This is a genomic window from Microbulbifer sp. MCCC 1A16149, from assembly GCF_050368945.1.
Lineage (GTDB): Bacteria > Pseudomonadota > Gammaproteobacteria > Pseudomonadales > Cellvibrionaceae > Microbulbifer.
In genome coordinates, this window is the sequence record NZ_CP185959.1 from 2,699,374 (window position 1) to 2,721,507 (window position 22,134).

Sequence of the window (22,134 nt, forward strand, 5' to 3'; positions counted from 1 at the left end):
CGGACTCTGGTTGGTAGAAATCAGCCGGCCATTATCCAGCCCAAAGCACGGGAATACCACCCCGCAACGCCGTGACCAACCGGGCATTTTCAGCCGATCAACACCCCCTCGAGGGTCAGCAGCCGCGCCTTCATCTCCAGCCCCCCGGCATAGCCCGTCAGGGTGCCATCTGCGCCGATCACACGATGGCAGGGCACCACGATCGACAACGGATTGGCACCGTTGGCCCGGGCCACCGCGCGCACTGCTTTCGGGTTACCGATCGCCTCGGCAAGCTCCCGGTAACTGCGGGTCTCCCCATAGGGGATGGTACACAAGGCCCGCCATACGGACTGCTGGAACGGTGTTCCGGCCGCATCAAATGGCAGATCGAAGGAGCGCCGTTCACCGGCAAAGTAGGCCTCCAGCTGTTCTGATGCCGCATCCGTCAGCAGAGTAGCTCCGCGCTGCCAGTTTTCATTGACCGGTAGTGGCCGCTTACCCGCCTGCAGGTCAATGCCCACCAGCCCCGCCTCGCTCGCGGCGATACCCAGCTCCCCAAACGGGCTGGGATAGATTTCGTAACAGATCATGTTGACGCTCCCTTATCGGACTTCAGTTTGAGCGACTGCCAAAGTAATAGTGCCCCGTAGGCCCGCCACGGGCGCCAGGACTCGGCGCGCAAAAGGGCCTGCTTTGCGGTCGCCTTTCGCTCGCCATCACCGAGCGCGATCAGAATCCCGAGATCGGATGCGGGAAAGGCATCGGGCATGGAGAGGCCGCGCATGGCGGTGTAATGCGCGGTCCAGTCGCCTATCCCTGGCAGCGCGGTCATCTGTGCACAGAAAGATTCGAGATCCGGCTCGTCAAAGTCGATTTCGCCATTCAGGGTGGCCGCGACGAAGGTCCGCAGCGTTTGCGCACGCGTCCGGGTAACCCCGATTTCGGAGAAGTCCGCATTGCGAAGCTGCTCAGCCGCGGGGAACAGCAACAGCTCTCCTTCCGGCCCGGCAAACGTCTCGCCGTAGCGGCTCGCCACACGCCCGGCTATGGTGGTGGCGGCAGCGACCGAGATCTGCTGGCCGAGGATGGCGCGCAGCGTGTATTCGAAGGGATCCCAGGCTCCCGGCAGGCGCACACCGGGGCTTACCTTGAGCACTGCGCTCAGTAGTGGGTCCGCCTGCAGGTGTCCGCGGATTTCATCGCTATCGGCATCCAGGTCAAACAGTCGCCGCAGCTTTTCCCGCAGCGGATACAGTATTGCGCCACAACCCTCGCCGAAAACGCTCACCCGCAGGCGCCCCCTCTCCGGTTCATGGGCCACCCGCAACACGCCACGCTGGCCGAGCAACTGGAAACTGCGCAGGTATTCCCCCTGCTCCGGATCTTCCCCGGCAATTACCTGCTCCACCCCCGGCAAGGTACGCGCGGCAAAAAATGCCAGCAACGCGGGCCAGTCGAATGGCGGACGGTAGCTCAGGTAAATCTGGATCGGTTTAGCGCGCACATCTTCGAGCTTGGTTTTGGCAGACTCCCGCCGCCCCTCTGGTTCACGGCGCACCTTTGATTCACGGCGCACCGCTGTCGGTGTGCGCTGGTAAACATCTTTGAACACCGCATTGAAACGCCGCAGGCTGCTGAAGCCCGCCGCGAAAGCAATATCCCCCACGGGCAGACGGGTGTCCCGCAACAGGCTGAACGCAAACAACGCACGCTCCGTCTGCCAGACCTGCAACGGGCTCAGCCCGACATGCTCCGCGAACAGTTTACGCAGGTAACGGCTGGTGATGCCGAGGCGCTCTGCCAGCCTCTCAATAGACAGGGCTTCGCGCTCTGCCCGCATCAGATTGAGCGCGCGTTGCACCGTGGTGGAAACCAGTCCCCAGGCTGCACTTCCAGGCGCAGCATCCGGGCGACAGCGCAAACACGGGCGATACCCTGCGACCGCGGCCTCCGCGGCAGTCGCAAAATACTCGACATTTTTCTCCAGTGGCGGGCGCGCCGGGCAGATGGGCCGACAGAAGATACCCGTGGTTTTCACCGCGGTATAAAAGCGGCCATCGAACCGCCGGTCACGGGCGAGCCTGGCACTGTGACAGATTTCGGAATCAGGGCGCACGGTAAGGTCACTGGTTGATACTGTGATAGCCAGTGTATGGCTGACAGAGGAACAGGGCTAGTCAGATTCGGAACTGACAGATTGGCCCGCTCCATCCACAGCATGGAACGGAGGAAAGACCGCTCAGAGGGCTATTCAACGGATTCGGCTGGCGGCAAATTCTACCTCGCCCCCGGCCACGCCCAATCGCGATTGTTGACAGCCCATACAAACTAGCGCAATCTGAGCCTACCTTTCGGTAGGTAGACAACATGGCCAACACAACAACCAGCAAAATTGATACACGGGAACAGCTGCTCGATACGGCGCAATCCCTGATTCAGAAGGCATCGTACGACGGCTTCAGCTTTCGCGACCTTGCGGAACAGGTCGGCATTCGCAAGGCGAGCATCTACCACCACTTTCCATCCAAGGAAGCACTGGCAGTGGCGATGCTCGAGCGCGCCCGGGAGGGAGTCGTACGGTGGTCCAGCTCCAACGCGGGGCTGGCACCCACCAAGCAGTTGGAGGCCTATTGTTTCGACCTCTATCTCAAATGGCTGGGGGCGGGCACCAGGCTTTGCCCAGCCGGTGCCTTCTCCTCCGGCTGGAGCACTCTGCCAGCGGATCTGCAGCATGCCGTGAAGGCCGTTTTTCGCGAGCAGCGCACATTTCTTGAGACTGCACTTGCTGCCGGTATTGCCGATGGCAGTATCGATGAGACACAAGGATCGGCGTCAGATCTGGCCGAGTGGTTGATGGCCGCCGTGCAGGGCGCCCTGGTCACCGCCCGTATCAATTTCGATACGAGATCCGCCAGTAAAAAATCGTGCGAGGCCACGTTTACCCGACTCTGTCAGCAAACGCTGAATTATATCTGCCACAAACAGGCCTGACGGCGAGCAGCTGAAGCGCAGTTTTACCTGCGCTTTTTATTAACTCCAAAAACTAACGATCGGTAGGTAGGGAATGAATACTAAAGAGCACACGGAGACAGACACCACCGCAATCCATTTTTTCCACAGGCTACTCCGCTGGCGATGGCTGGTGATCATCGGCTGTTTTTTGGCAATCGGCCTTGTGGGGCGTTATCTGCCGACGATGACCAAAGACACAACGCCAGAGGCCTTCGTCCCCAAAGGAAGCCCCGCTCTGGCCTATCGCGATCATGTGGAAAGCGTATTCGGCCTCAAGGATCCCATGGTGATTGCCATCACTTCCGACGGCGAACGCGGAATTTACACCCCGGGCGCCCTGCAGCTTGTGCACCGCCTCACGCAAGAACTCACCACCGTCGAGGGTGTGGATCCCGACGCGATTACCAGCCTTGCCACAGAAAAGGATATTCGCGGTACCAGCGACGGCATGCTGGTAGAACCCTTCTGGGAATCCCCTCCGCAAACCACTGCCGAAACGCAGGCCGTCAGGGTCCGGGTCGAACAGTTTCCTCTGATGCTCGGCACGCTGGTCTCGCGCGACGGCAGCGCAACACTGCTTATCGCTGAAACGCTCCCGGACGCGGATGATGAGCAGGTCTATCACGCATTACTCGCGCTAACCGAGCAGGTAAAAGCGCAAGGTCTGCAGGAGGGATGGCTGGCAGAGGATATCGGGCTCTATGTGGCCGGACAGGGTGCGGTTTCCGGCTATCTATCTGCGTATATTGCCGCAGACGCCAGCCGCCTGAACCCCATCGCCGCGCTGATTATCACCGTCGTATTGTTACTGGCGTTTCGCACACTTGCCGGGACGCTGCTGCCCAATCTGATCGTGCTGGGTACCGTTGCTGTCGGATTGGGCAGTATGGCAGCAGCGGGCGTCCCCATGTATGTCATCACCAATTCCCTGCCGGTGATTCTTATCGGTATAGCCGTTTGCGACTCCATCCATATTTTCACCCAGTACTACGAGGAACTGGCCAACAACCCGGGACTTTCCGGGCGTGAAGCGGTTGCACGGGCGATGAGCGCCATGTGGCGGCCCGTGACCCTGACGACCCTCACCACGGTGGCCGGTTTTATTGGATTGTCCCTCGCGGCCTCGTTACCGCCCATGCAGTCCTACGGAATTTTCGCTGCTATCGGAATTCTTGCGGCATGGGCCTGGACCCTGCTGTTGTTACCGGCACTGCTGTCGCTGTTCAGACCGCGTGTAAAACCGGCACCTGAAACACATAAGGCAAAGCATGGAATTGCCACAAAAATCATGACGGCATCCGGTGGTATTGTCGCGCGCTACCCGTCGCAGATCTTGATGGCCACCACATTGCTGTTGGTAATCGCGGTGGGCGGTGCAACCCGGGTTGAATTCAACGATCAGCGTATCCACAGTTTTCAGGAACAGGAACCCCTGCGGGTTGCCGATGGGATAATCAACCAGCGATTCGATGGCACTTACTATCTCGATGTCGCGATCGAAACCCCACAGCCGGAAGACCTGTTTCTGCCAGAAAACCTGCGCAGGATCGAAGCGCTGCAAAACTGGATGGAACAGCGCGAGGGCATTTACAACACCACCTCGATCGTGGATTACATCAAACAGATGCACCAGGCATTGCACGAAGGTGACCCGGCTTACTATGCAATACCTGATGATCCGGCACTGATCGCCCAGTACTTCCTCCTGTACAGCGCCTCGGGCGATCCCGATGATTTCGAAGAGGAAATTGATTACGACTACCGGCAGGCGCACGTGCGCGGCCAGCTTCGGGAGGACAACTTCCAGGACGTAGAGCCCATCGTATTGAGTCTCAAGCAATACCTTGACGAGGAGTTCAACTCTCCCGCCATTCGCGGTAACAGCACCGGCGCCATTGATCTCAGTTACTCGTGGCTGAACCCCCTTGCCGGCAACACGGCGGCGGGAATGGCACTGGCGCTAATACTGGTTCTGGTTTCCTCTACCCTCTTTTTCCGCTCCCTGGTATTGGGGCTGATTGCCACACTGCCCGTCGCCTTCTCGGTACTGATGGTGTTTGCAATCATGGGTTATACCGGTATCTGGATCGGCATCGGCACATCGATGTTTGCGGCCATTGCGATCGGCCTGGGGGTCGACTTTGCGATTCATACCATCGACCGGCTACGCGCGTTGATCCGCGATCAGCACCTTGAATACGGGGAGGCTGTCGCCATCCTGTTTCCGAGTACGGGCCGTGCGCTGCTGTTCAACCTGTTGGCTTTGGCACTGGGTTTCGGGGTACTGATGACTTCCAAAGTGCCACCACTGCAAGACTTCGGACTGCTCGTCGCCATCGCCGTGCTGACCAGTTTTGTGATCAGCATGACCAGTATGACGGCACTGATTGGTGTACTGCGCCCCCGTGCACTTTTTGCAGAGCGAGAAAAATCTACCACCAAGCTTTCAACACCGCTGGCCCAGCAGGGATTCGCGCACATCGGATTGCTGAAACTGCTGGCCACGCTCTCTCTGTTCGCCATTGCGATTCCCAGCGTGGCGGACGACAGCGATGCGGGCCTGCAGATCATGCAAGCAGTGTATGAACGGCCGGAAGGCATTACCCAGCGTGCCAACCTCACCCTGGAACTTACCGATCGCCGCGGCAGAAAGCGGGTTCAACAGACCATCGTTCTGCGCAAATATTTCGGTAAAGACAAGCGGCAGGTGCTGTATTACCTGGAACCAACCAATGTGCGCGACACTGCGTTTCTTACCTACGATTACGCCGACCCCGCTACCGAAGACGAGCAGTGGCTGTACTTGCCCGCACTGCGCAAAACACGGCGTATCTCTGCATCAGACCGCGGTGACTACTTTCTCGGAACCGACCTGACTTACGAAGAGATGAAACGTCAGAACAAGATTTCCCTGGAAGACTGGCGCTTCACTCACGTCGGTGAATCTGAAGTCGACGGTATCAAAACCGTCACCGTCGAGGGCACCCCCATCACAGAACAGGTCGCCGACGAACTGGGATACGGGCGCGCCAGGTGGTATATCGATCCGGCCACAAACACCATCCGCCGCTCCGAGAACTTCGACAGACAGGGCAACCCATTAAAAACAGCGTTATTCAACAATATTCGCCAAGTCGACGGCATATGGACGGTGCACGAAATCACCGTCGACAACCATAAAACCGGCCATCAGACCCATTTGCAGATCACGGACGTGGCCTACGAAATACCTCTGGATGACGACAGCTTTGAAGAGCGCACACTCCGTCGGGGAGTACGCCAGTGAGTGGCGTAGCCAGGAAAATTACTGCGGGCTGTATCTTCGTTTTGATGAGTCCGATCAGCGAAGCATCCGTGCGGGTCGGTGGCATCGTGAGTGCAACCCACGCGGTACAGACCACCGATGCGGATGCCCAGAAAAGCGAGGTCATCATCCTGCCCCAGCTGGAATGGCGCAGCCCGTTCGGGATAGACCTCACCGCCATCGCTCGTATTCGGGCCGACGGCCAGAACCGGCTGGAACCTGGCGAGCCGGATCAGGCAGCAATATCCTCCTGGTCACGCCGAGCTTTTTTAGGCTCGCACGCGGAAGCAGAATTGCGTGAATTTTATCTTGAGGCGTACCCCTTCGGCACTTATCTCAAGCTGGGCAAGCAACAGATTGTGTGGGGACAGACCGATGGCCTGAAGGTACTCGACCGCGTCAATCCCCAGCGCTATCGCGAGTTTATTCTGGAAGACTTTGAAAGCTCCCGTATCCCGCTCTGGGCGGCCAAATGGGAATTTTCAATGAATAAAGACTGGGACGGGCAGCTGATCCTGCTACCCGACCAAACCTATCACGAAGTGCCCGCTGCGGGCGCGGCCTATGCCCCCACGTCTCCGGAACTTGCCGTAACACGGCCGGATCGCCCCGTCACTGGCTACACCCTGGAGAAACCAGATCGCGTATTGGCGGATGCCGACTGGGGATTACAGCTGTCTACCCGTGTGCGCGGCTGGGATGTCAGCCTGAACTACCTCTACCACTATGCCGATACGCCGGTAATTCGCCTGTTCGAGCAGGAGAGCGGTGTGCATGTCCACGGGTCCTACGAGCGCACCCACACCTTTGGCGGCTCCGCTTCCAATGCCTTTGGTGATTTCACCCTGCGAACGGAAATGGGGTACACCACGAATCGCTATATCCAGGCGCCGGCGGCTGTGGAGCAAGACGGTGTGATCCGCGGAGGCGAATTTACCTACGCCCTCGGAGTGGACTGGATGGGACTCAGCGACACTCTGGTATCGGTGCAGCTGATTCAGAGCTGGTTTGATCGGGACGGCATACCAGCCGTTCGCGACACCATGGAAACCGACGCAACGCTATTGGTCGAACGCACTTTCCTCAACGAGGTGCTGACGCTCCGCAATCAGTTGATCCAGGACATCGACACGGGCGATGGCCTGCTCTCCGTGGAACTCGCCTACGACTACCTCGCAAATCTCGAACTGCGTATCGAAGCCAACCTGTTTTACGGCAGCCAGTACGGACGTTTCGGCCAGTTTGATGCCCGCGACCATTTACTTGTCGGCTTCGACTACGGCTTTTAAGGAGTCACAGCATGATAAACAGACTTGTGCCCGCGCTGATTGGCGGTGCCAGCCATATCGCTCCTCGCACCATCGGCAACTGGGCCGCAACTCAGGTACAGATACCTCGCCGCACCCGCAAGGGCCGCGCGATGCTGGCCGAACCCGATAGTCTCTGGCATCGGCAACAGGGCTGCTTTCGCCGCTGGGGCTCCAGCACGCAACCCGTGGCCTTAATGATCCACGGCTGGGAAGGTCACCACAGCCAGTTACATATCATTGGCAGCGCACTGCGGAGGAAAGGATTTGCCGTGGTTACGGTGGACCCGCCGGCCCACGGGGACGCAGACGGAGATAAAGCATCGCCGCAACACTTTGCCGACGCCCTCAAGGCCGCAGCAGCTATTGTGGGGCCAATCAAACTCTTGGTCGGTCACTCCATGGGAGGCCTCGCGGCAACGCTGGCCGTACGTCAGGGACTGGATGCCTCGCACCTGGTAACCATCTCCGCCCCTGCGGATGTGGCTTCGACCATCACTGGTATAGCGGACTGGCTACGCCTGTCACCGGCGGCACGGCGATATATGCGGGAAAATATTGAAAGGTTTGCGGGCGTGGCAATCACCCAGGTAGATGTGGAAAACACGCTTTCTAACTTCAGCGGCCAATTACTGGTTACTCACGACCGCAAGGACCGCAAAATCTCCGTCGAACACGCGGAGCGAATCAGGAACAACCGGCCAAACGCACAGTTGTTCCTGACCTCAGGATTGGGACACACACGTTTACTCGAGGATAACGCGCTGTGTGAAAAAATTCTGAATTTCGCGGATAGCGCTACGGCTTACTGAATACCCAGTACTTCCTTACCCTGGATAAAGGTGACGTCCACCGGAATACTGGCCTCTTTGAGACGGTCCAGATCTGCCTGCAGCTCGGTACCAACGACGCCCATATTGTCCAGCAGGTCTTTGGCCTTGCTGTAGTTACCGTCGCCCTGGATGGTCAGGATCAGGTTGGACAACTTGGTCATGGCCGCCTGCATTTTTTCGAAATCGACACTGTACTGACCGGTTTCTTCATCGCGAGCAAATGCGCCTTCCTGCTTGAAGAAGTTGAAACGCATCATGTTCGCCTTACCGTGGGCACTGGCCGCACCAAAGCGCACGCTGCGGAAAATGCCAGCGAGGAAGGTGACGTAGTTGTCCATCAACTCGCCCTCTTCCAGCTCACCTTTCTCGTGCAGTTTGGTGATCATGTACAGGCCGAGGATGTCCGCCTTGCCCTCTTCCAGCGCGGAGGAAGTTTCCTTCAGCACCTGACGTACATTGCTGCCATCGGTGACGGTTTTCTTGATACCCAGGCCATGGGCCACTTCGTGGAACATGGTATTGGCAAAGAAGGCATCAAAGGTGATGTGCTTGCGCTGGTCTTCGGCAATCAACACGCCGCTGATCGGCAGCAGGATCTGGTCGAACTTCGCACGCATGGCGTTTTTCAACTGCAGGCGACGGGTACCCTTCTTGAGCTGTACCTCTTCGTCGTTGGGCAGGTTGATGGCAATGGTCTTGGAGCCGGCGTTGCTGTGCCCCGCGTAATAGAGCACATCGTAGGCGTTGAGGTCGGAATCGGTTCCCGGAGTTTCCGCCTTGTACTTGTCATCCACCGGCAGACCGCGCTGCAGTTCCGGCAGGAAGGCGGCGAACTTGGACAGTTTTTCGCTCCACGCCATGTCCTTCAGCAACACATAGGATTCATAGGCGGTACGGTAGGCGAACAACTGATCTTCGTAGTTCTCGATCGGGCCGATTACCACATCGATACGGTTGTCCTTCATATCCATCCACGCCATATCGCTGTCGCGGAACTGGTCGTTCAGCAGCGCGTCGGCGCGCAGCTTGAGGTAACCGGCAAACGCCGGGTCTTCGGCAAGTGCAGAAGCGTCGCGCAACAGGGCCGCGGCTTTTTCCAGCTCGGATTTATACGCTTCGTGGTAAGGCACCAGCTTCAGCTTGCCTTCGCCATCGCGACGCACCAGAGAGTAGAGCCCATCCTTGCCAGGCTGCTGCCAGGATTCAAACTCACTCTTGGTCATGTCTTCGGGGTAGAACTCTGCACCCAGCGGCTTGTCTTCATAGCCCTCGATAAACGGCTTGTTATCGTTCAGACGATCCCACGGACCGTAGTTGATATCGGCAAACTTGCGTGCCGCACTATCGTCGATGCCGCTCAGCAGCTCCTGCGCGGGGCCATAGGATTGCAACCAGAACAGCTGATCCATGATCTGGCTGGCTTCGATCAGCAGGCCGATCATTTTGCGCTGATTATCCGAGAGTGCGGACAGATCCGCGTTCAACTCGACCGGCGCGTAGATATCAAACCGCGCGGGGTCAACCCCTTTGGCGATACCACCCGCCTGCGGACCGGTAGCGGGCTGGACGGTGTTCTGGGACGACTCGGCAACCTGTTGTTCAGTGCCTTCACCCGCCGCAGAAACATCCGCTGCAGTGGTAGATTTATCGTCGGAAGAGCAGCCGGCAATAACGGCGAGCGCCAGTGCAGACGCGGCGAAGAGTGCAGATTTCATTCAGATTCCTGCCTGTTAATGGTTTGATCTGTTGTTATTGAAGTCGGCCAAGGCCTTGCAGACCACATTAAATGTGGCCTCTGGCGTTGTCCAGCAATGGGACGCTGTACACAGGGTGCCAGATATTCGACTGCAAGTATGGGCAACGGGAGGAATTTAGATGGCGCGAATGGGACAAGAGCAAACAATTCACGCCAACTGGTGCACAGAATGATAAGTCAGGGCGATAGGGGCTCGGCGTCCAGCGCCTTTTCCCGCTGCTGCATCTGCCACAGGGCCGCGTAGTGCCCCTGCGCGGCGATCAGGGTTGCGTGATCACCCTGCTCCACCACACGTCCCTGGTCCATCACCAGAATCGTATCGGCATCCACAATGGTGGACAGACGGTGGGCGATCACCAGGGTGGTCTGCTCGCGGGAGATCTCCTGCAATGCGCGCAGGATGCCCTGCTCAGAGTGACTGTCGAGGCTTGAGGTTGCCTCATCGAACACCATGATCGGCGGGTGCTTGAGCAGCGCGCGGGCAATGGCCACACGCTGCTTCTCACCGCCGGACAGCTTCAGCCCACGCTCGCCAACGGTGGTATCAACGCCCTCGGGCAGCTGTGCAATAAAGCTGTCCAGCTGGGCGTGACGAATGGCCTCCAGCACCTCCTCGTCAGAGGCATCCACACGGCCGTAGCGCACGTTTTCCAGGATCGACTGATTGAACAGCACCGTGTCCTGGGGCACCACGCCAATGGCGCGGCGCAGGGAATCCTGGCTGACCTCGCGAATATCCTGGCCATCCACCAGCACGCTGCCGCTATCCACATCGTAGAAACGGAACAGCAGTTTGAACAGTGTCGACTTGCCGGCGCCACTGGCTCCGACGATGGCCACTTTCTGCCACGGTAATACACTAAAACTCACCCCCTTGAGAATCTCCCGCTCGGGGGTGTAACCGAAATGCACATCGCGGAATTCGATGGCGCCCTGCTCCATGGCGAGCTGCCCGGCTTCCCGCTGATCTTCGATCGCCGGTTTGACGTCGAGGATGGAAAACATTTTTTCGATATTAGCCAGGGCTCCCTTCATTTCCCGGTAGACAAAGCCCAGAAAATTCAGCGGAATAAAGATCTGCATCATCACCGCATTGATCAGCACAAAGTCACCGATGGTCATGCTGCCACGGGTGACATTGACCGCGGCCATCACCATGGCGCCACACATAGCGGCGGCAATAATTAACGCCTGTCCGGCGTTCAAGCCAAACAGCGACAGTCGGTTTTGCCGGCGCGCGCGCTCCCACTCCGCCAGCTCCCGGTCATAGTGATCCGCCTCGTGCTTTTCATTGCCAAAATATTTGACGGTTTCATAGTTCAACAGGCTGTCCACTGCGCGACTACTGCTCTGGGACTCGGCCTGGTTCAGGGCGCGAACAAAATGGGTGCGCCACTCGGTAGCGACGACGGAAAAGCCGATATATACAACCACCGCACCCATCACCAGCAGCGCAAAGCTGATGCTGTAATTCCACCACAGCAGGCCTACCACCATCAGGATTTCCACCAGGGTAGGCACAATATTGAACACCATAAAGCGCATCAGAAACCCGATGCCCGAGTTGCCGCGCTCGATATCCCGGGAGAGTCCGCCGGTGCGGCGATTAAGGTGATAGTCCAGGTCGAGTCGGTGCAGGTGGCGAAACACTTCCAGTCCCACACGGCGCTGGGCGCGCTCGGTCACGCGACCAAAGATGGTATCCCGCAGCTCGCCAAACAGAACCGATGAGAAACGCACGAAGCCATAGGCCAGCAGCAGCCCAAGCGGCAGTGCAATGGCCGCTGCAGCGCCGCCGGCGCTGTCCAGGTCATCAACAATATGCTTGAGAATAAATGGCAGGCCCACGCTGGCGGCCTTGGCGCCCACCAGGCACAGCAGTGCCAGCAGCACCGGGCGCTTGAATTCCAGAAGGTAGGGAAACAGGGTTTTGAGGGCGCTCCAGTGGACGTCTTCCAGAGCAACGGCGGACTTCGGTCTCGGCATGGTCAATCTCGCTAATACAGGTGCGCAGTATACCTGACCGGTACCCGAACCTCGTCCGGGCTAGCGTTGACCCGATTTCAGCTCAGCGCCCTGACCGGCACGTCATCACGCCGCCCGATCGGCGCATCCAGCACCCGCACCAGAAACTCGGTCAGCACGCCGGCGGTAAAGCCCCAGATTTCGTACCCCTCGTATTCGTAAGCAGGCAGATAGATCCGGCGCTGGTCGATGGTGATACGGTCGGTACGGACGCGCGGATCATCAAAAAAGTACGACAACGGCACCCGGAAGATGGCATCCAGCTCCCCGGGATTGGGAGTCAGCTCCGCATCTGCCGGTACCACCCCCAACCAGGGAGTGACCTGTACCTGCCAGCGCGTGGCCCGGGTCCACAGGGGGCCGAGAATTCGCACCTCTGACGCGGGCAGGCCGATTTCCTCGTGGGTTTCCCGCAGGGCGGTGAATTTCAGGGAGGGGTCGGTTTCATCCCAGCGGCCACCGGGGAGCGAGACTTCGCCCGAGTGGCTGGATAGCTGCTGGGAGCGCAGGGTAAGGATGACCTGCGGGTCGGGCTCATCTGTCAGCGCCAGCAATACCGCCGCGTGGCCGTGCAGATCCGGGCCCCGGGGCACGCGTGCCTGCAGGTCATCCTTCACTGCAGCAAATTTCTGTTCAATGATATTCAGCATTATCGATCTACTCTGTCGCCACTCCGACACCTGTGAAAGGCCATCCGGCGATAAAACTACTATACGCTCTTCGGCGGCAAATGGCCCATAGCCCAAATGGCCGAAGTAAGCGGTGGGCAATCAGGCTGCGGCAGAAAAACAGCTCAAGTTGGCTTGTTAGAGACCGCCGCAGTGTTGCTATCGTTCCCCTTATCCATCGGCTTGTATCCGCCCCGCACCTTTTCGCGAAAGGACTGGATCAACGCGAAATAAATGGGAACCAGGAAAGTCGAGAGAATGCTTGCAGCAAGCATGCCACCGAAGACTGCCAGCCCCAGGGATACGCGACTGGCGGCACCTGCGCCCGTAGCTACCACCAGCGGAAAGATCCCCAGAACAAACGCCAGCGACGTCATCAGTACCGCGCGGAAGCGCAGGCGGGTCGCCTGCAGCGCAGATTCTTCTATGGAGAGGCCGCTGTCCCGCTGCAGCATCGCGAACTCCACCATCAGAATTGCCGTCTTCGCCGCCATCGCAATCAACAGCACCAGCCCGATCTGGGTGTACAGGTTGCTGTCGTGCCCCATCACAAAACTGGCGAACAAACCGCCAAAGATGGCGACGGGAATCGCCAACAGAACGGCGATGGGAATACTCCAGCTTTCGTACTGCGCCACCAGAAACAGGTAGGCAAACAGGATTGCCAGGCTGAACAGGATCGGAGCCAGGTTGCCTGCGCTGATTTCTTCCAGGCTGGCGCCCGTCCACTCAAAGCCGTAGCCCCCGGGTAACTGGTTACCCAGCTCTTCCATAGCCCGCATGGCCTCACCACTGGAGTGTCCCGGCGCCGCGGCACCATTGATCGTAATGCTGTTGTACAGGTTGTAGCGCTGTACTGTTTGCGGCGCGACGATGGGCTCTACCTCGGCCACCGAGCTGACCGGCACCAGGCCACCACTGTTCGCGCGCACAAAAAAGCCCGCAAGATCTTCCTCGCTATCGCGGTACTGCGCGTCGGCCTGGGCCATCACCTTGAACACCTTGCCAAAGCGATTGAAGTCGTTGATGTAATAGCTGCCCAGATACGTCTGCAACGTCAGGTACACATCGGATAGCGGCAACCCCAGGATATGCGCCTTGTCCTTGTCCACCTTCAGTTCCAGTTGCGGTGATGCCGCCTGATAGGTGGTGAACGCCTGCGCAATCTCTGCTCGCTGATTGGCTGCCCCCAACAGGGCATACAACACGCCCGCCAGCTCCTGAATATCCCGCCCCTCCAGGTCCTCCAGCACATACTCAAAACCGCCGATGGTCCCGAGCCCGGGCAATGCGGGAACGGGGAACGCCTGTACCTGCGCTTCCGGCACCATCGCCCCCAGTTCCTGCACCTTCTGCAGGATCACAAACTGGTTGAGTTCCGGTGTCGTGCGCTCCTCCCAGGGATCCAGTATCACGATCATAAAAGCGGTGTTGGAAGCGAGGCTGTTGGAGAGCAGGCTGAAGCCGGGCACCGAAGTGACATGAGCGACCCCGTCCATTTTGCGGATTTCTGCACTCAACTTGCTGACCACGGGAGACGTGCGCTTTAACGAGGCGCCATCCGGCAATTGCACGTTCATCATGAAATATCCCTGATCTTCATTCGGGATAAATCCTGAGGGCACCACCGCAAACAGCCAGAAACACAGAGCGCCGGCACCCACAATCGAGGCCAACCCGAGTAGCGGGCGACGCACGCAGAATTGCACAATCGCGGTGTACAGATTGGTAGCGCGGTGCAGGAAGCGATTGAAAAAACCGAAGATGCCATGGCGCTTTTCGCCGTCGCCCCCCTCCGGGGCGCGCAACAGGATCGCGCTCAACGCGGGGCTCAGGGTCAATGCATTGATACTGGAAATAAATACCGAGATGGCAATGGTCATCGCGAATTGCTGGTACATCTTGCCGGTGAGGCCCGGCATCAGCATCACCGGCACAAACACCGAAAACAGCACCGCGGTAGTGGCGATCACCGGGCCCGTCACTTCGCGCATGGATTCCATGGCTGCTTCTTTGGGTGGCAGGCCGTCTCCCAACAGTCGCTGGGTGTTCTCCACCACGATGATGGCATCGTCCACAACAATCCCGATGGCGAGAATCAACGCAAACAGGGTGACCGTATTGATGGTCATGCCCAGGGCGTACATCACCGCAAATGTGCCCACCAGCGAGACCGGTATGGCGATAGACGGAATCAGGGTTGCACGCCAGTCCTGCAGAAAGACAAACACCACCAGGATGACCAGCAGCAACGCGATGACCAGGGTTTCCACGACTTCCGCAATTGATGCGCGTACGAACAGGGTGGTGTCGTAAGTGATTTCCGATTCCAGGCCTTCGGGAAAGCGCTTGGAGAGCTCTTCCACCCGCGCGCGGATTTTATCTGCCACATCCAGTGCATTGGCATCCGGCAGCTGGTACACCGCAATAACCGCTGACGGCTTTCCGTCCAGCTCGCCATAGGCACTGTAACTGGCGCTTCCGAGTTCTACCCGCGCCACATCCCGCATGCGCACGATGCCGCCATCGGGACGCGAACGGATGCTGATATTTTCAAACTCCTCGACGCTCTCCAGTCGCCCCTTGGCAATCACGGTGTACTGGAATTGCTGATCCTGTTTGATCGGCGGCGCACCGATTTTGCCTGCGGCCACCTGCAGGTTCTGCTGCCGGACCACGGAGATGACATCATTGGCAGTGACGTCCAGCGCAGCCATTTTGTCCGGGTTCAGCCACAGGCGCATGGCATATTGCTGTGCCCCCAGAATTTCGACATTACTGACGCCGTCCACCCTGGCCAGCTCATCCTTGATAAAGATGTCGCCGTAGTTCGCCAGAAACAGCGTATCGAATTTATCTTCTTTCGAGATCAGGTTGATCACCATCAGGATGGTGTTCGATTGCTTCTGTACGGTAACGCCGCTGCGTGTGACTTCATCCGGCAGGCTCGGGGTTGCCTGCTGTACGCGATTCTGCACGTTGACCTGGGCGATATCGCCGTCGTATCCACTATCGAAGGTCACCGTGAGGCTATAGGTGCCGTCGTTACTGCTGGTGGAGGACATATACTGCATCCCCTCCACACCGTTCACCTGCGCTTCGATGGGCTCGGCCACGCTATCCCGCATCACCTCCGCACTCGCCCCCGGATAACTGGCAGACACCACCACCGTCGGCGGCGCGATATCCGGGTACTGGGCGATCGGAAGTAACGGCAGGCAAAGCACCCCGGCCAGTGAGATAAGAATGGAGATCACCAACGCAAAGCGCGGGCGGCGGATAAACGTTGCGCTTATCACCGGCGCCTCCCCTGGCAACCGGCACTGCGAAATCTACTTGCTGTCAAAATACGCATCCGGGACCTGGTCTTTTTCGGAAGGCTCTGAATCATCGAGGTCTTTGCCCCCGCGCACTTCCGACTCAAATCGCTCCATTTCCGTGCGCCCGTCCGTACCGGCGGCACCCGCTTCGCGGCGCTCTTGCGGAGACACTTCGCCTTCCCGGAACTGGGAGACGGGGCTGGTTTGCTGTGGCGCGGATTGTTTCTGGATGTCCTTGTAGGGATCGAGGGCCGTATTCTGGGGGGTGACCGGATTGTCTGCAGAAACCCGCTGCAGCCCGTTCACCACAATCCGCTCGCCCGCTTTCAGGCCTTTTTGCACGGCCCATAGCATGTTTTCTCGCTGCCCCAGTTCCAGATAGCGCTTGCGGGCAATATTCTCGTCATCAACCACGTAAACAAAGCGTCCCTGCATGTCTTCGAGGACCGCAGATTGCGGCACCAGCGGCTTTACCGCATCGGCACCGGCGAAAACACTGATCGCCACCCGCGCAAACTGCCCCTGCACCAGCAAACGCTCGGGATTCGGGAAGCGCGCCCGCACCAGCGCAGAGCCCGTAGCCTGATCAATCTGGTTGTTCACAAAGACGATGATGCCGGGATAGGGATAGAAATTACCGTCCGGCTGCTTGATCCGCACCTCGCGCTTTACCGCTGCCTGCCCCTGCTGGCGTCGGCGCTCCGCCTCCTCCTGCACCGCGAACAAGCGGTTTTCCGGCACCTGAAAAGTTACGTAGATGGGGTCCATGCGGACAATGGAAGTAAGGGGGTCGGTGCTGGGGCCAACCAGAGAGCCCTCGGTAAATTCGGAACGGCCGATCAGGCCGGTGAGCGGTGCGCGGATTTCCGTGTAGGAGAGATTGAGTTGTGCGGATTCCAGGTCCGCCTGCATCGCCGCCACCCTGGACTCGGCTTCCTCGAAATTGCCGGTAAGCTCATCCATCTGCACCTTGCTGATGGCGCCGGTCTTCACCAGCTCAAGGCCGCGCCGGTAGTTGCGTTGCGCCACCTGCAACGCGGAGCGAGCTTGCGCCAGGTTTGCCCGCTGGTTGTCCAGCGCAGCAATATACGGCCTGGGGTCGATCTGGTAGAGCAGCTCGCCCTTCTGCACCAGCTGGCCTTCAACAAAGTTACGAGATTCGATATAGCCCTCAACCCGCGGGCGCACCATGTACTCATCCGTGGCTTCCACCCGCCCCACATACTCGTAGCGGGGAACCACCTGGTGTTCGCGCACCGCAAGTACCTCTACGGGAGGCGCCTTGGCGGCAGGCTGCTCTTCTTTCTTGGAGCAGCCAGTAATCGCGCACAGCAACAGGATCGGGATCAAAAATCGCGCCATGGAAAACCAACCATCGCCTACTACAAAAATGTCTTAACAAACACTATAGAAGGCAGACTGGCGCCCACTCCCTACGCGGGTATACTTGCGCCATGAAATTTTGCAGCCACTGCGGCCATACGGTCGTCTTTGAAATCCCGGCCGGTGACGATCGTCCCCGCCACCTGTGTCACGACTGTGGCGCCATCCATTACGTCAACCCGCGGGTTATCGTTGGCGTGCTGCCCTATCTGGGCGAGCAGGTTCTCCTGTGCAAACGCGCCATCGAACCCCGCTACGGGCTGTGGACACTACCCGCCGGTTTCATGGAGAACGGCGAGAGCAGCGAGCAGGGCGCGCTGCGGGAGTCCTGGGAAGAAGCGCGGGCGAATATCCGCGTCGATGAGCTTTTCTCGGTGTACGATATTCCCCACATCAATCAGGTTTACCTGATCTACCGCGGCGAACTGAAAGACACCAATTTCGGCCCGGGGCCGGAGTCGCTGGAAGTGGAACTGTTTGACGAAAAGGACATCCCCTGGGATGAGATGGCCTTTCCAGTGATGACACAGACACTGAACCATTACTTCAGTGACCGCGAGAAAGGAAGTTACGGCTTACACCGCGGGGTAATCGAGCGAAAGCTCTGACCGGCCCGGGTCAGGAGACCCGGCAAAAATGCTAGCCACTAGCCGCAGCGTTCGTCCAGTTTCCACAGGTCGAACGCTGGCTCTTCGTAGGGGTGGGCCTCGCGCATAGCCGCGAGTACATTGTCCACAAGCGCATCCGCGCAGACAGTCTCCACCCGGTATTCCGCCACCTGTTCCACCTCGCCCTGCTGGCCGATAAACGGCTGGCTACCATCGAGCGGCCGGAACTGGCCACTGCCGAGTACCTGCCAGCAGCAGCTGTCGTAATCCCCGATACGCCCGGCGCCCGCGGCAAACAGCGCCTGCTTCACCGGTTCCAGGTGTGACTCGGGGATATAAACACAGAGTTTGAACATGACGATCGCTCGACCCGGTCGCTCAGAACAGCAGCGTCATCAGCTTGCGCTGGTAAGCGGTCGCTACCGGATCCCCGGCGCCGAGCGCCTTGACGATATCCAGATAGGCCTGCTTGGCCGCGCCATCCGCAAACCCCATATCTTTGCGCAACAGGCCGAGCAGGGTCTCGAGCGCCTCTTCGTGGCGATCGGCCTGGCTGAGTTGTACCGCCAGCTTGTACGCCGCTTCCTGGTCGTCCGGGTTTTCCGCCAGCGCCTGCTGTAGCGCCTTGATCTCGGGAGAGTCAGCCGCCTGCTGCTTCAACTCCAGCTGTGCCATCAGCTGCTGGTAGTCGGAGTCCTGGTCTGCCAGGAGGATCTTGCCCAGCACCTGCTCGGCGTCTTTGACCCGGTTTTTTTCCAGCAGAATCGCCGCGTACTGCTTGGCGATATCGGCGCGCTCGCCGGAATCCGTATACGCCTGGCGCAACAGCGGCAGCGCCTCGTCCAGTTGATTCTCACCAACCAGCTTCTGCGCCTGCTGCAATTGCAGGTCCCAGGATTTCGGCAGGTACTTATCCAGCATCTCGCGAATTTCTTTTTCCGGCTGGGCACCGGCAAAGCCATCCACAGGCTGGCCGTCTTTCAGTACCATCACGGTCGGCAGGCTGCGCACGCCCAACTGACCCGCCAGCGCCTGCTCGGTATCCGCGTTGAGTTTCGCGAGCAGGAACTGCCCGGCGTATTCATTGGCCAGTTTTTCCAGTACCGGCATCAACTGTTTACAGGGTTCACACCACTCGGCCCATACATCCACCACCACCGGGCGTTTCATGGACTCTTCGATCAACACCTGCTGGGCGTTCTGGGCTGTGACATCGACGATAAAGTCTTCCACTGTTACTCCTGAAAATTCTGTGTTTTACCCGTCATGGGCGCGCGACCGCAAACTGGCCGCATCATAAACGATTGCGCAGTTGCCTGCCCTGCGCTCAGCCCTTGCTGCCACCCAGACACTGGGGGCTGGCGGGCGCCTGTCCGGCCCACTCCTCGGGGGTGTAGAGATGCAGCGCCAGGGCATGAATCGGCCCGGCCATTTCATCCGCCAGCACACCGTAGACTTTCTGGTGCCGCTGCACCTTGCGGGTGCCATTAAAAGCCTCGCTGACAAGGACTACGCGGAAATGCATCTCCGAGCCGGCGGGCACATTGTGCATATGACTTTCACAGTCCACTTCCACATGAGAGGGCGTGAACGCGCTAGTGAGCTTCTGCTGAATCTGTTCTGCAAGGGACATGTTCGAATACTCCTTTCAACCGAGCCTCTGTCAGGGCCTCTATCAGGCCCGCTCGACGGCCGCCTGGCGTTTGCGCGCGGCAACAATCGTGTCGTATGCCACAGTGACGCTTTTCATCTGGTCTTCTGCGTGGCGCATAAACTCTTCCGGCAGGCCTTTGGAGGCCATCTTGTCCGGATGGAACTCTGCCGCCTTGCGGCGATAGGCGAGCTTCAACTCGCGGTCGCTCACATCGGGGCTGCATTCCAGAATATCGTAGTGCGCCTGCAGGCCACCGGTACCGCTCGCACCCGCAGCGCCGCGCCCGAACTCGTTAAACATCGCGGTAAAAATCGACTCATGCAGCCCCAGTGCTTCGGGGATTCGGCGCAGAATCTGTTCTTCAGCCGGGTGCAGCTCGCCGTCGGCAAAGGCCACCGCAAATAGCAGGCGATACACCATTTCGCGCATGGCCTGATTGCGAATCAGCTGCCGGTACTGGTTCGCATAATCGTAGATGCTGAAGTTGTCGTCTTTGGCGTTCTGGAAAATCTTGATCGCCTGCTTGCGGTCTTCCGCATTCAGGCGCAGGTTGTTGCTGATGAAATCCTCGATCAGCTGAATTTCCGCCTTGGAGACCTGACCATCCGCCTTGGCCATTTTCGCCAACATGGAAAACAGTGCGACGATAAACACCGTCTGCGCGCCATCGCGGTTCAGGGTAACGCCGGCCTCGCTGAGCTTTTTCAGCCCCGAGCCAAAAGATCCACCGACCCAGGCGCCCAACGCAGCGCCGATAGGGCCGCCAAACATCATGCCGATGCCAGCGCCAATACCTGCTCCCAACCAGGACATAACCTCTCCTTCCACAGCGCTGAAAACCGCGCTGCTGTGTTGCTAAAACGGCGGCCATCTTAGCACGGAGCGCTACAGCGGGCCCCTCCCCCCAGAGCAAAACCAGACCAACAGGTCGGCGCATGGGTCGAGATACAAAAAACCCCGCCGGAGCGGGGTTTCTGCGGGTGCGAAAGCAGCCATCGAAAACCGGTCAACCGGTCATCGCACGCACCATGGTGATCATGACGCCCGCCGCGACCGCCGAGCCGATCACACCGGCCACGTTGGGCCCCATGGCATGCATCAGCAGGAAGTTGTGCGGATTGGCCTCGAGCCCCAGCTTGTTGGAAACCCGCGCCGCCATCGGCACCGCGGACACACCCGCGGACCCGATCAACGGGTTGATCTTGTTCTTGCTGAGCGCATTCAACAGCTTGGCCATCAGCACACCGGCCGCCGTGCCGATGGCGAAGGCCACGATACCCAGCGCCAGAATTCCAAGGGTTTTCGGATCCAGGAACTTGTCCGCCGCCAGCTTCGAGCCCACAGACAGGCCGAGGAAGATGGTGGTGATATTGATCAGCGCGTTCTGCGCGGTGTCGGACAGGCGCGATACCACACCGCACTCCCGCATCAGGTTACCGAAACAGAACATACCCAGCAGCGGCGCTGCATCCGGCAGGAACAGGGCAACCAGGATCAACAGCACCAGCGGGAATACGATCTTCTCGCGCTTGCTGACCGGGCGCAGCTGAACCATCTCGATACGACGCTCCTGCTCGGTGGTCAGCGCACGCATGATTGGCGGCTGGATCAGTGGCACCAGCGCCATGTAGGAGTACGCCGCTACCGCAATCGCACCCAGCAGGTCCGGGGCCAGCAGGCTGGACACGTAGATCGCCGTGGGGCCGTCAGCGCCGCCGATGATACCGATGGCGGCGGCGTCTGCGATGGAGAAGTCCATGATACCCAGGGCGGACATGCCCACCGCGCCAAGCACCGTGGCAAAGATGCCGAACTGGGCCGCAGCACCGAGGAACAGAGTGCGCGGGTTGGCCAGCAGCGGTCCGAAGTCCGTCATGGCACCAACGCCCATAAAGATCACCAACGGCGCCACACCGGATGCAATCGCCACGCTGTAGAAGTTGTACAGCATGCCGTTGTTGTAACCGGCATCTGCAGCCACCTGTGCCGCACGCTCATGGGCCGCAGCGGGAGCGCTTTCCAGCGCAGCCTTTAGGCCCTCGACGGATTCAAATGCTCCCAAGCCCAGCGCCTGCGCAAGCTGGGACAGCACGCCCGCATCGCCTGCGTAGATCGCCGCTTCCACCGCCGGCACCGCCAGGTTGGCACCGGGAATGTTGGCCAGGATGCCGCCGAAACCGATCGGCACCAGCAACAGGGGCTCAAAGTTTTTGCGGATGGCGAGGAACAGCAGCCCCAAGCACACCAGCATCATGGCGAATTGCCCGAATGCCATCTGGTTG

17 protein-coding genes are annotated in these 22,134 nt (G+C 59.1%); 5 read left to right on the top strand and 12 right to left on the bottom strand.

What is annotated here, in order from left to right:
- Positions 1-89: 89 nt before the first annotated feature.
- Together ACONT6_RS11395 and ACONT6_RS11400 are read right to left on the bottom strand one after the other, a co-directional pair.
- On the bottom strand, positions 90-572 hold the full coding sequence (locus ACONT6_RS11395) for a methylated-DNA--[protein]-cysteine S-methyltransferase (RefSeq protein WP_428818641.1): 483 nt from the start codon (positions 570-572) through the stop codon (positions 90-92).
- Positions 569-2,098, bottom strand: coding sequence for an AlkA N-terminal domain-containing protein (locus ACONT6_RS11400; RefSeq protein WP_428818642.1), 1,530 nt, complete (start codon positions 2,096-2,098; stop codon positions 569-571). The genes ACONT6_RS11395 and ACONT6_RS11400 overlap by 4 nt, the downstream gene beginning before the upstream one ends.
- Positions 2,099-2,349: 251 nt before the next feature.
- On the opposite strand from ACONT6_RS11400, the gene ACONT6_RS11405 reads away from it, so the two are divergent.
- The 4 genes from ACONT6_RS11405 (at position 2,350) to ACONT6_RS11420 (ending at position 8,417) form a co-directional block, all read left to right on the top strand.
- Positions 2,350-2,973, top strand: coding sequence for a TetR/AcrR family transcriptional regulator (locus tag ACONT6_RS11405; protein WP_428818643.1), 624 nt, complete (start codon positions 2,350-2,352; stop codon positions 2,971-2,973).
- Positions 2,974-3,046: 73 nt separating this feature from the next.
- A complete protein-coding gene (locus ACONT6_RS11410) occupies positions 3,047-6,280 on the top strand; it encodes an outer membrane lipoprotein-sorting protein (RefSeq protein ID WP_428818644.1) in 3,234 nt (1,077 codons plus the stop codon).
- On the top strand, positions 6,277-7,587 hold the full coding sequence (locus ACONT6_RS11415) for a DUF1302 family protein (RefSeq protein ID WP_428818645.1): 1,311 nt from the start codon (positions 6,277-6,279) through the stop codon (positions 7,585-7,587). Before ACONT6_RS11410 ends, ACONT6_RS11415 begins: the two co-directional genes overlap by 4 nt.
- Before the next feature lie 11 nt (positions 7,588-7,598).
- On the top strand, positions 7,599-8,417 hold the full coding sequence (locus ACONT6_RS11420; RefSeq protein WP_428818646.1) for an alpha/beta hydrolase: 819 nt from the start codon (positions 7,599-7,601) through the stop codon (positions 8,415-8,417).
- Here the strand turns inward: ACONT6_RS11420 and ACONT6_RS11425 are convergent.
- The 5 genes from ACONT6_RS11425 to ACONT6_RS11445 form a co-directional block, all read right to left on the bottom strand.
- Positions 8,411-10,153 carry a dipeptidyl-peptidase 3 family protein gene (locus ACONT6_RS11425; protein WP_428818647.1) on the bottom strand — a complete coding sequence of 581 codons (1,743 nt, stop codon included), beginning with the start codon at positions 10,151-10,153 and terminating at the stop codon, positions 8,411-8,413. The genes ACONT6_RS11420 and ACONT6_RS11425 overlap by 7 nt on opposite strands.
- A gap of 218 nt (positions 10,154-10,371) precedes the next feature.
- Positions 10,372-12,180: an ABCB family ABC transporter ATP-binding protein/permease gene (locus ACONT6_RS11430; RefSeq protein ID WP_428818648.1), complete on the bottom strand. Its 1,809-nt coding sequence runs from the start codon at positions 12,178-12,180 to the stop codon at positions 10,372-10,374.
- Between the two features lie 77 nt (positions 12,181-12,257).
- Positions 12,258-12,869: an NUDIX hydrolase gene (locus ACONT6_RS11435; RefSeq protein ID WP_428818649.1), complete on the bottom strand. Its 612-nt coding sequence runs from the start codon at positions 12,867-12,869 to the stop codon at positions 12,258-12,260.
- Between the two features lie 143 nt (positions 12,870-13,012).
- A complete protein-coding gene (locus ACONT6_RS11440; RefSeq protein ID WP_428818650.1) occupies positions 13,013-16,186 on the bottom strand; it encodes an efflux RND transporter permease subunit in 3,174 nt (1,057 codons plus the stop codon).
- Between the two features lie 33 nt (positions 16,187-16,219).
- Positions 16,220-17,569, bottom strand: a complete 1,350-nt coding sequence (locus ACONT6_RS11445) for an efflux RND transporter periplasmic adaptor subunit (protein WP_428818651.1) — start codon at positions 17,567-17,569, stop codon at positions 16,220-16,222.
- Between the two features lie 92 nt (positions 17,570-17,661).
- On the opposite strand from ACONT6_RS11445, the gene ACONT6_RS11450 reads away from it, so the two are divergent.
- Positions 17,662-18,198 carry an NUDIX hydrolase gene (locus ACONT6_RS11450; RefSeq protein WP_428818652.1) on the top strand — a complete coding sequence of 179 codons (537 nt, stop codon included), beginning with the start codon at positions 17,662-17,664 and terminating at the stop codon, positions 18,196-18,198.
- Positions 18,199-18,236: 38 nt separating this feature from the next.
- Here the strand turns inward: ACONT6_RS11450 and ACONT6_RS11455 are convergent, their stop codons facing one another.
- The 5 genes from ACONT6_RS11455 to ACONT6_RS11475 form a co-directional block, all read right to left on the bottom strand.
- Positions 18,237-18,554: a YqfO family protein gene (locus tag ACONT6_RS11455; protein ID WP_181252659.1), complete on the bottom strand. Its 318-nt coding sequence runs from the start codon at positions 18,552-18,554 to the stop codon at positions 18,237-18,239.
- Positions 18,555-18,576: 22 nt separating this feature from the next.
- Positions 18,577-19,431, bottom strand: coding sequence for a thioredoxin (gene trxA / locus ACONT6_RS11460; protein ID WP_181252658.1), 855 nt, complete (start codon positions 19,429-19,431; stop codon positions 18,577-18,579).
- A 94-nt stretch (positions 19,432-19,525) separates the two neighbouring features.
- On the bottom strand, positions 19,526-19,831 hold the full coding sequence (locus tag ACONT6_RS11465) for a BolA family protein (RefSeq protein ID WP_428818653.1): 306 nt from the start codon (positions 19,829-19,831) through the stop codon (positions 19,526-19,528).
- A gap of 42 nt (positions 19,832-19,873) precedes the next feature.
- Positions 19,874-20,665, bottom strand: a complete 792-nt coding sequence (gene djlA / locus ACONT6_RS11470) for a co-chaperone DjlA (protein WP_181252656.1) — start codon at positions 20,663-20,665, stop codon at positions 19,874-19,876.
- A gap of 193 nt (positions 20,666-20,858) precedes the next feature.
- The gene (locus ACONT6_RS11475) at positions 20,859-22,127 is read right to left on the bottom strand and encodes a sodium ion-translocating decarboxylase subunit beta (protein WP_370464620.1); all 1,269 of its coding nucleotides are present in this window, start codon (positions 22,125-22,127) and stop codon (positions 20,859-20,861) included.
- Positions 22,128-22,134 lie beyond the last annotated feature (7 nt).

Excerpts from the sequence above, each read along its gene's own strand:
- ACONT6_RS11450 (WP_428818652.1), top strand. The coding sequence starts at position 17,662 with ATGAAATTTTGCAGCCACTGCGGCCATACGGTCGTCTTTGAAATCCCG.
- ACONT6_RS11425 (WP_428818647.1), bottom strand. The coding sequence starts at position 10,153 with ATGAAATCTGCACTCTTCGCCGCGTCTGCACTGGCGCTCGCCGTTATT.
- ACONT6_RS11420 (WP_428818646.1), top strand. The coding sequence starts at position 7,599 with ATGATAAACAGACTTGTGCCCGCGCTGATTGGCGGTGCCAGCCATATC.
- ACONT6_RS11435 (WP_428818649.1), bottom strand. The coding sequence starts at position 12,869 with ATGCTGAATATCATTGAACAGAAATTTGCTGCAGTGAAGGATGACCTG.
- ACONT6_RS11410 (WP_428818644.1), top strand. The coding sequence starts at position 3,047 with ATGAATACTAAAGAGCACACGGAGACAGACACCACCGCAATCCATTTT.
- ACONT6_RS11465 (WP_428818653.1), bottom strand. The coding sequence starts at position 19,831 with ATGTCCCTTGCAGAACAGATTCAGCAGAAGCTCACTAGCGCGTTCACG.
- djlA (WP_181252656.1), bottom strand. The coding sequence starts at position 20,665 with ATGTCCTGGTTGGGAGCAGGTATTGGCGCTGGCATCGGCATGATGTTT.
- ACONT6_RS11445 (WP_428818651.1), bottom strand. The coding sequence starts at position 17,569 with ATGGCGCGATTTTTGATCCCGATCCTGTTGCTGTGCGCGATTACTGGC.
- ACONT6_RS11455 (WP_181252659.1), bottom strand. The coding sequence starts at position 18,554 with ATGTTCAAACTCTGTGTTTATATCCCCGAGTCACACCTGGAACCGGTG.
- ACONT6_RS11395 (WP_428818641.1), bottom strand. The coding sequence starts at position 572 with ATGATCTGTTACGAAATCTATCCCAGCCCGTTTGGGGAGCTGGGTATC.
- ACONT6_RS11405 (WP_428818643.1), top strand. The coding sequence starts at position 2,350 with ATGGCCAACACAACAACCAGCAAAATTGATACACGGGAACAGCTGCTC.
- ACONT6_RS11430 (WP_428818648.1), bottom strand. The coding sequence starts at position 12,180 with ATGCCGAGACCGAAGTCCGCCGTTGCTCTGGAAGACGTCCACTGGAGC.
- ACONT6_RS11475 (WP_370464620.1), bottom strand. The coding sequence starts at position 22,127 with ATGGCATTCGGGCAATTCGCCATGATGCTGGTGTGCTTGGGGCTGCTG.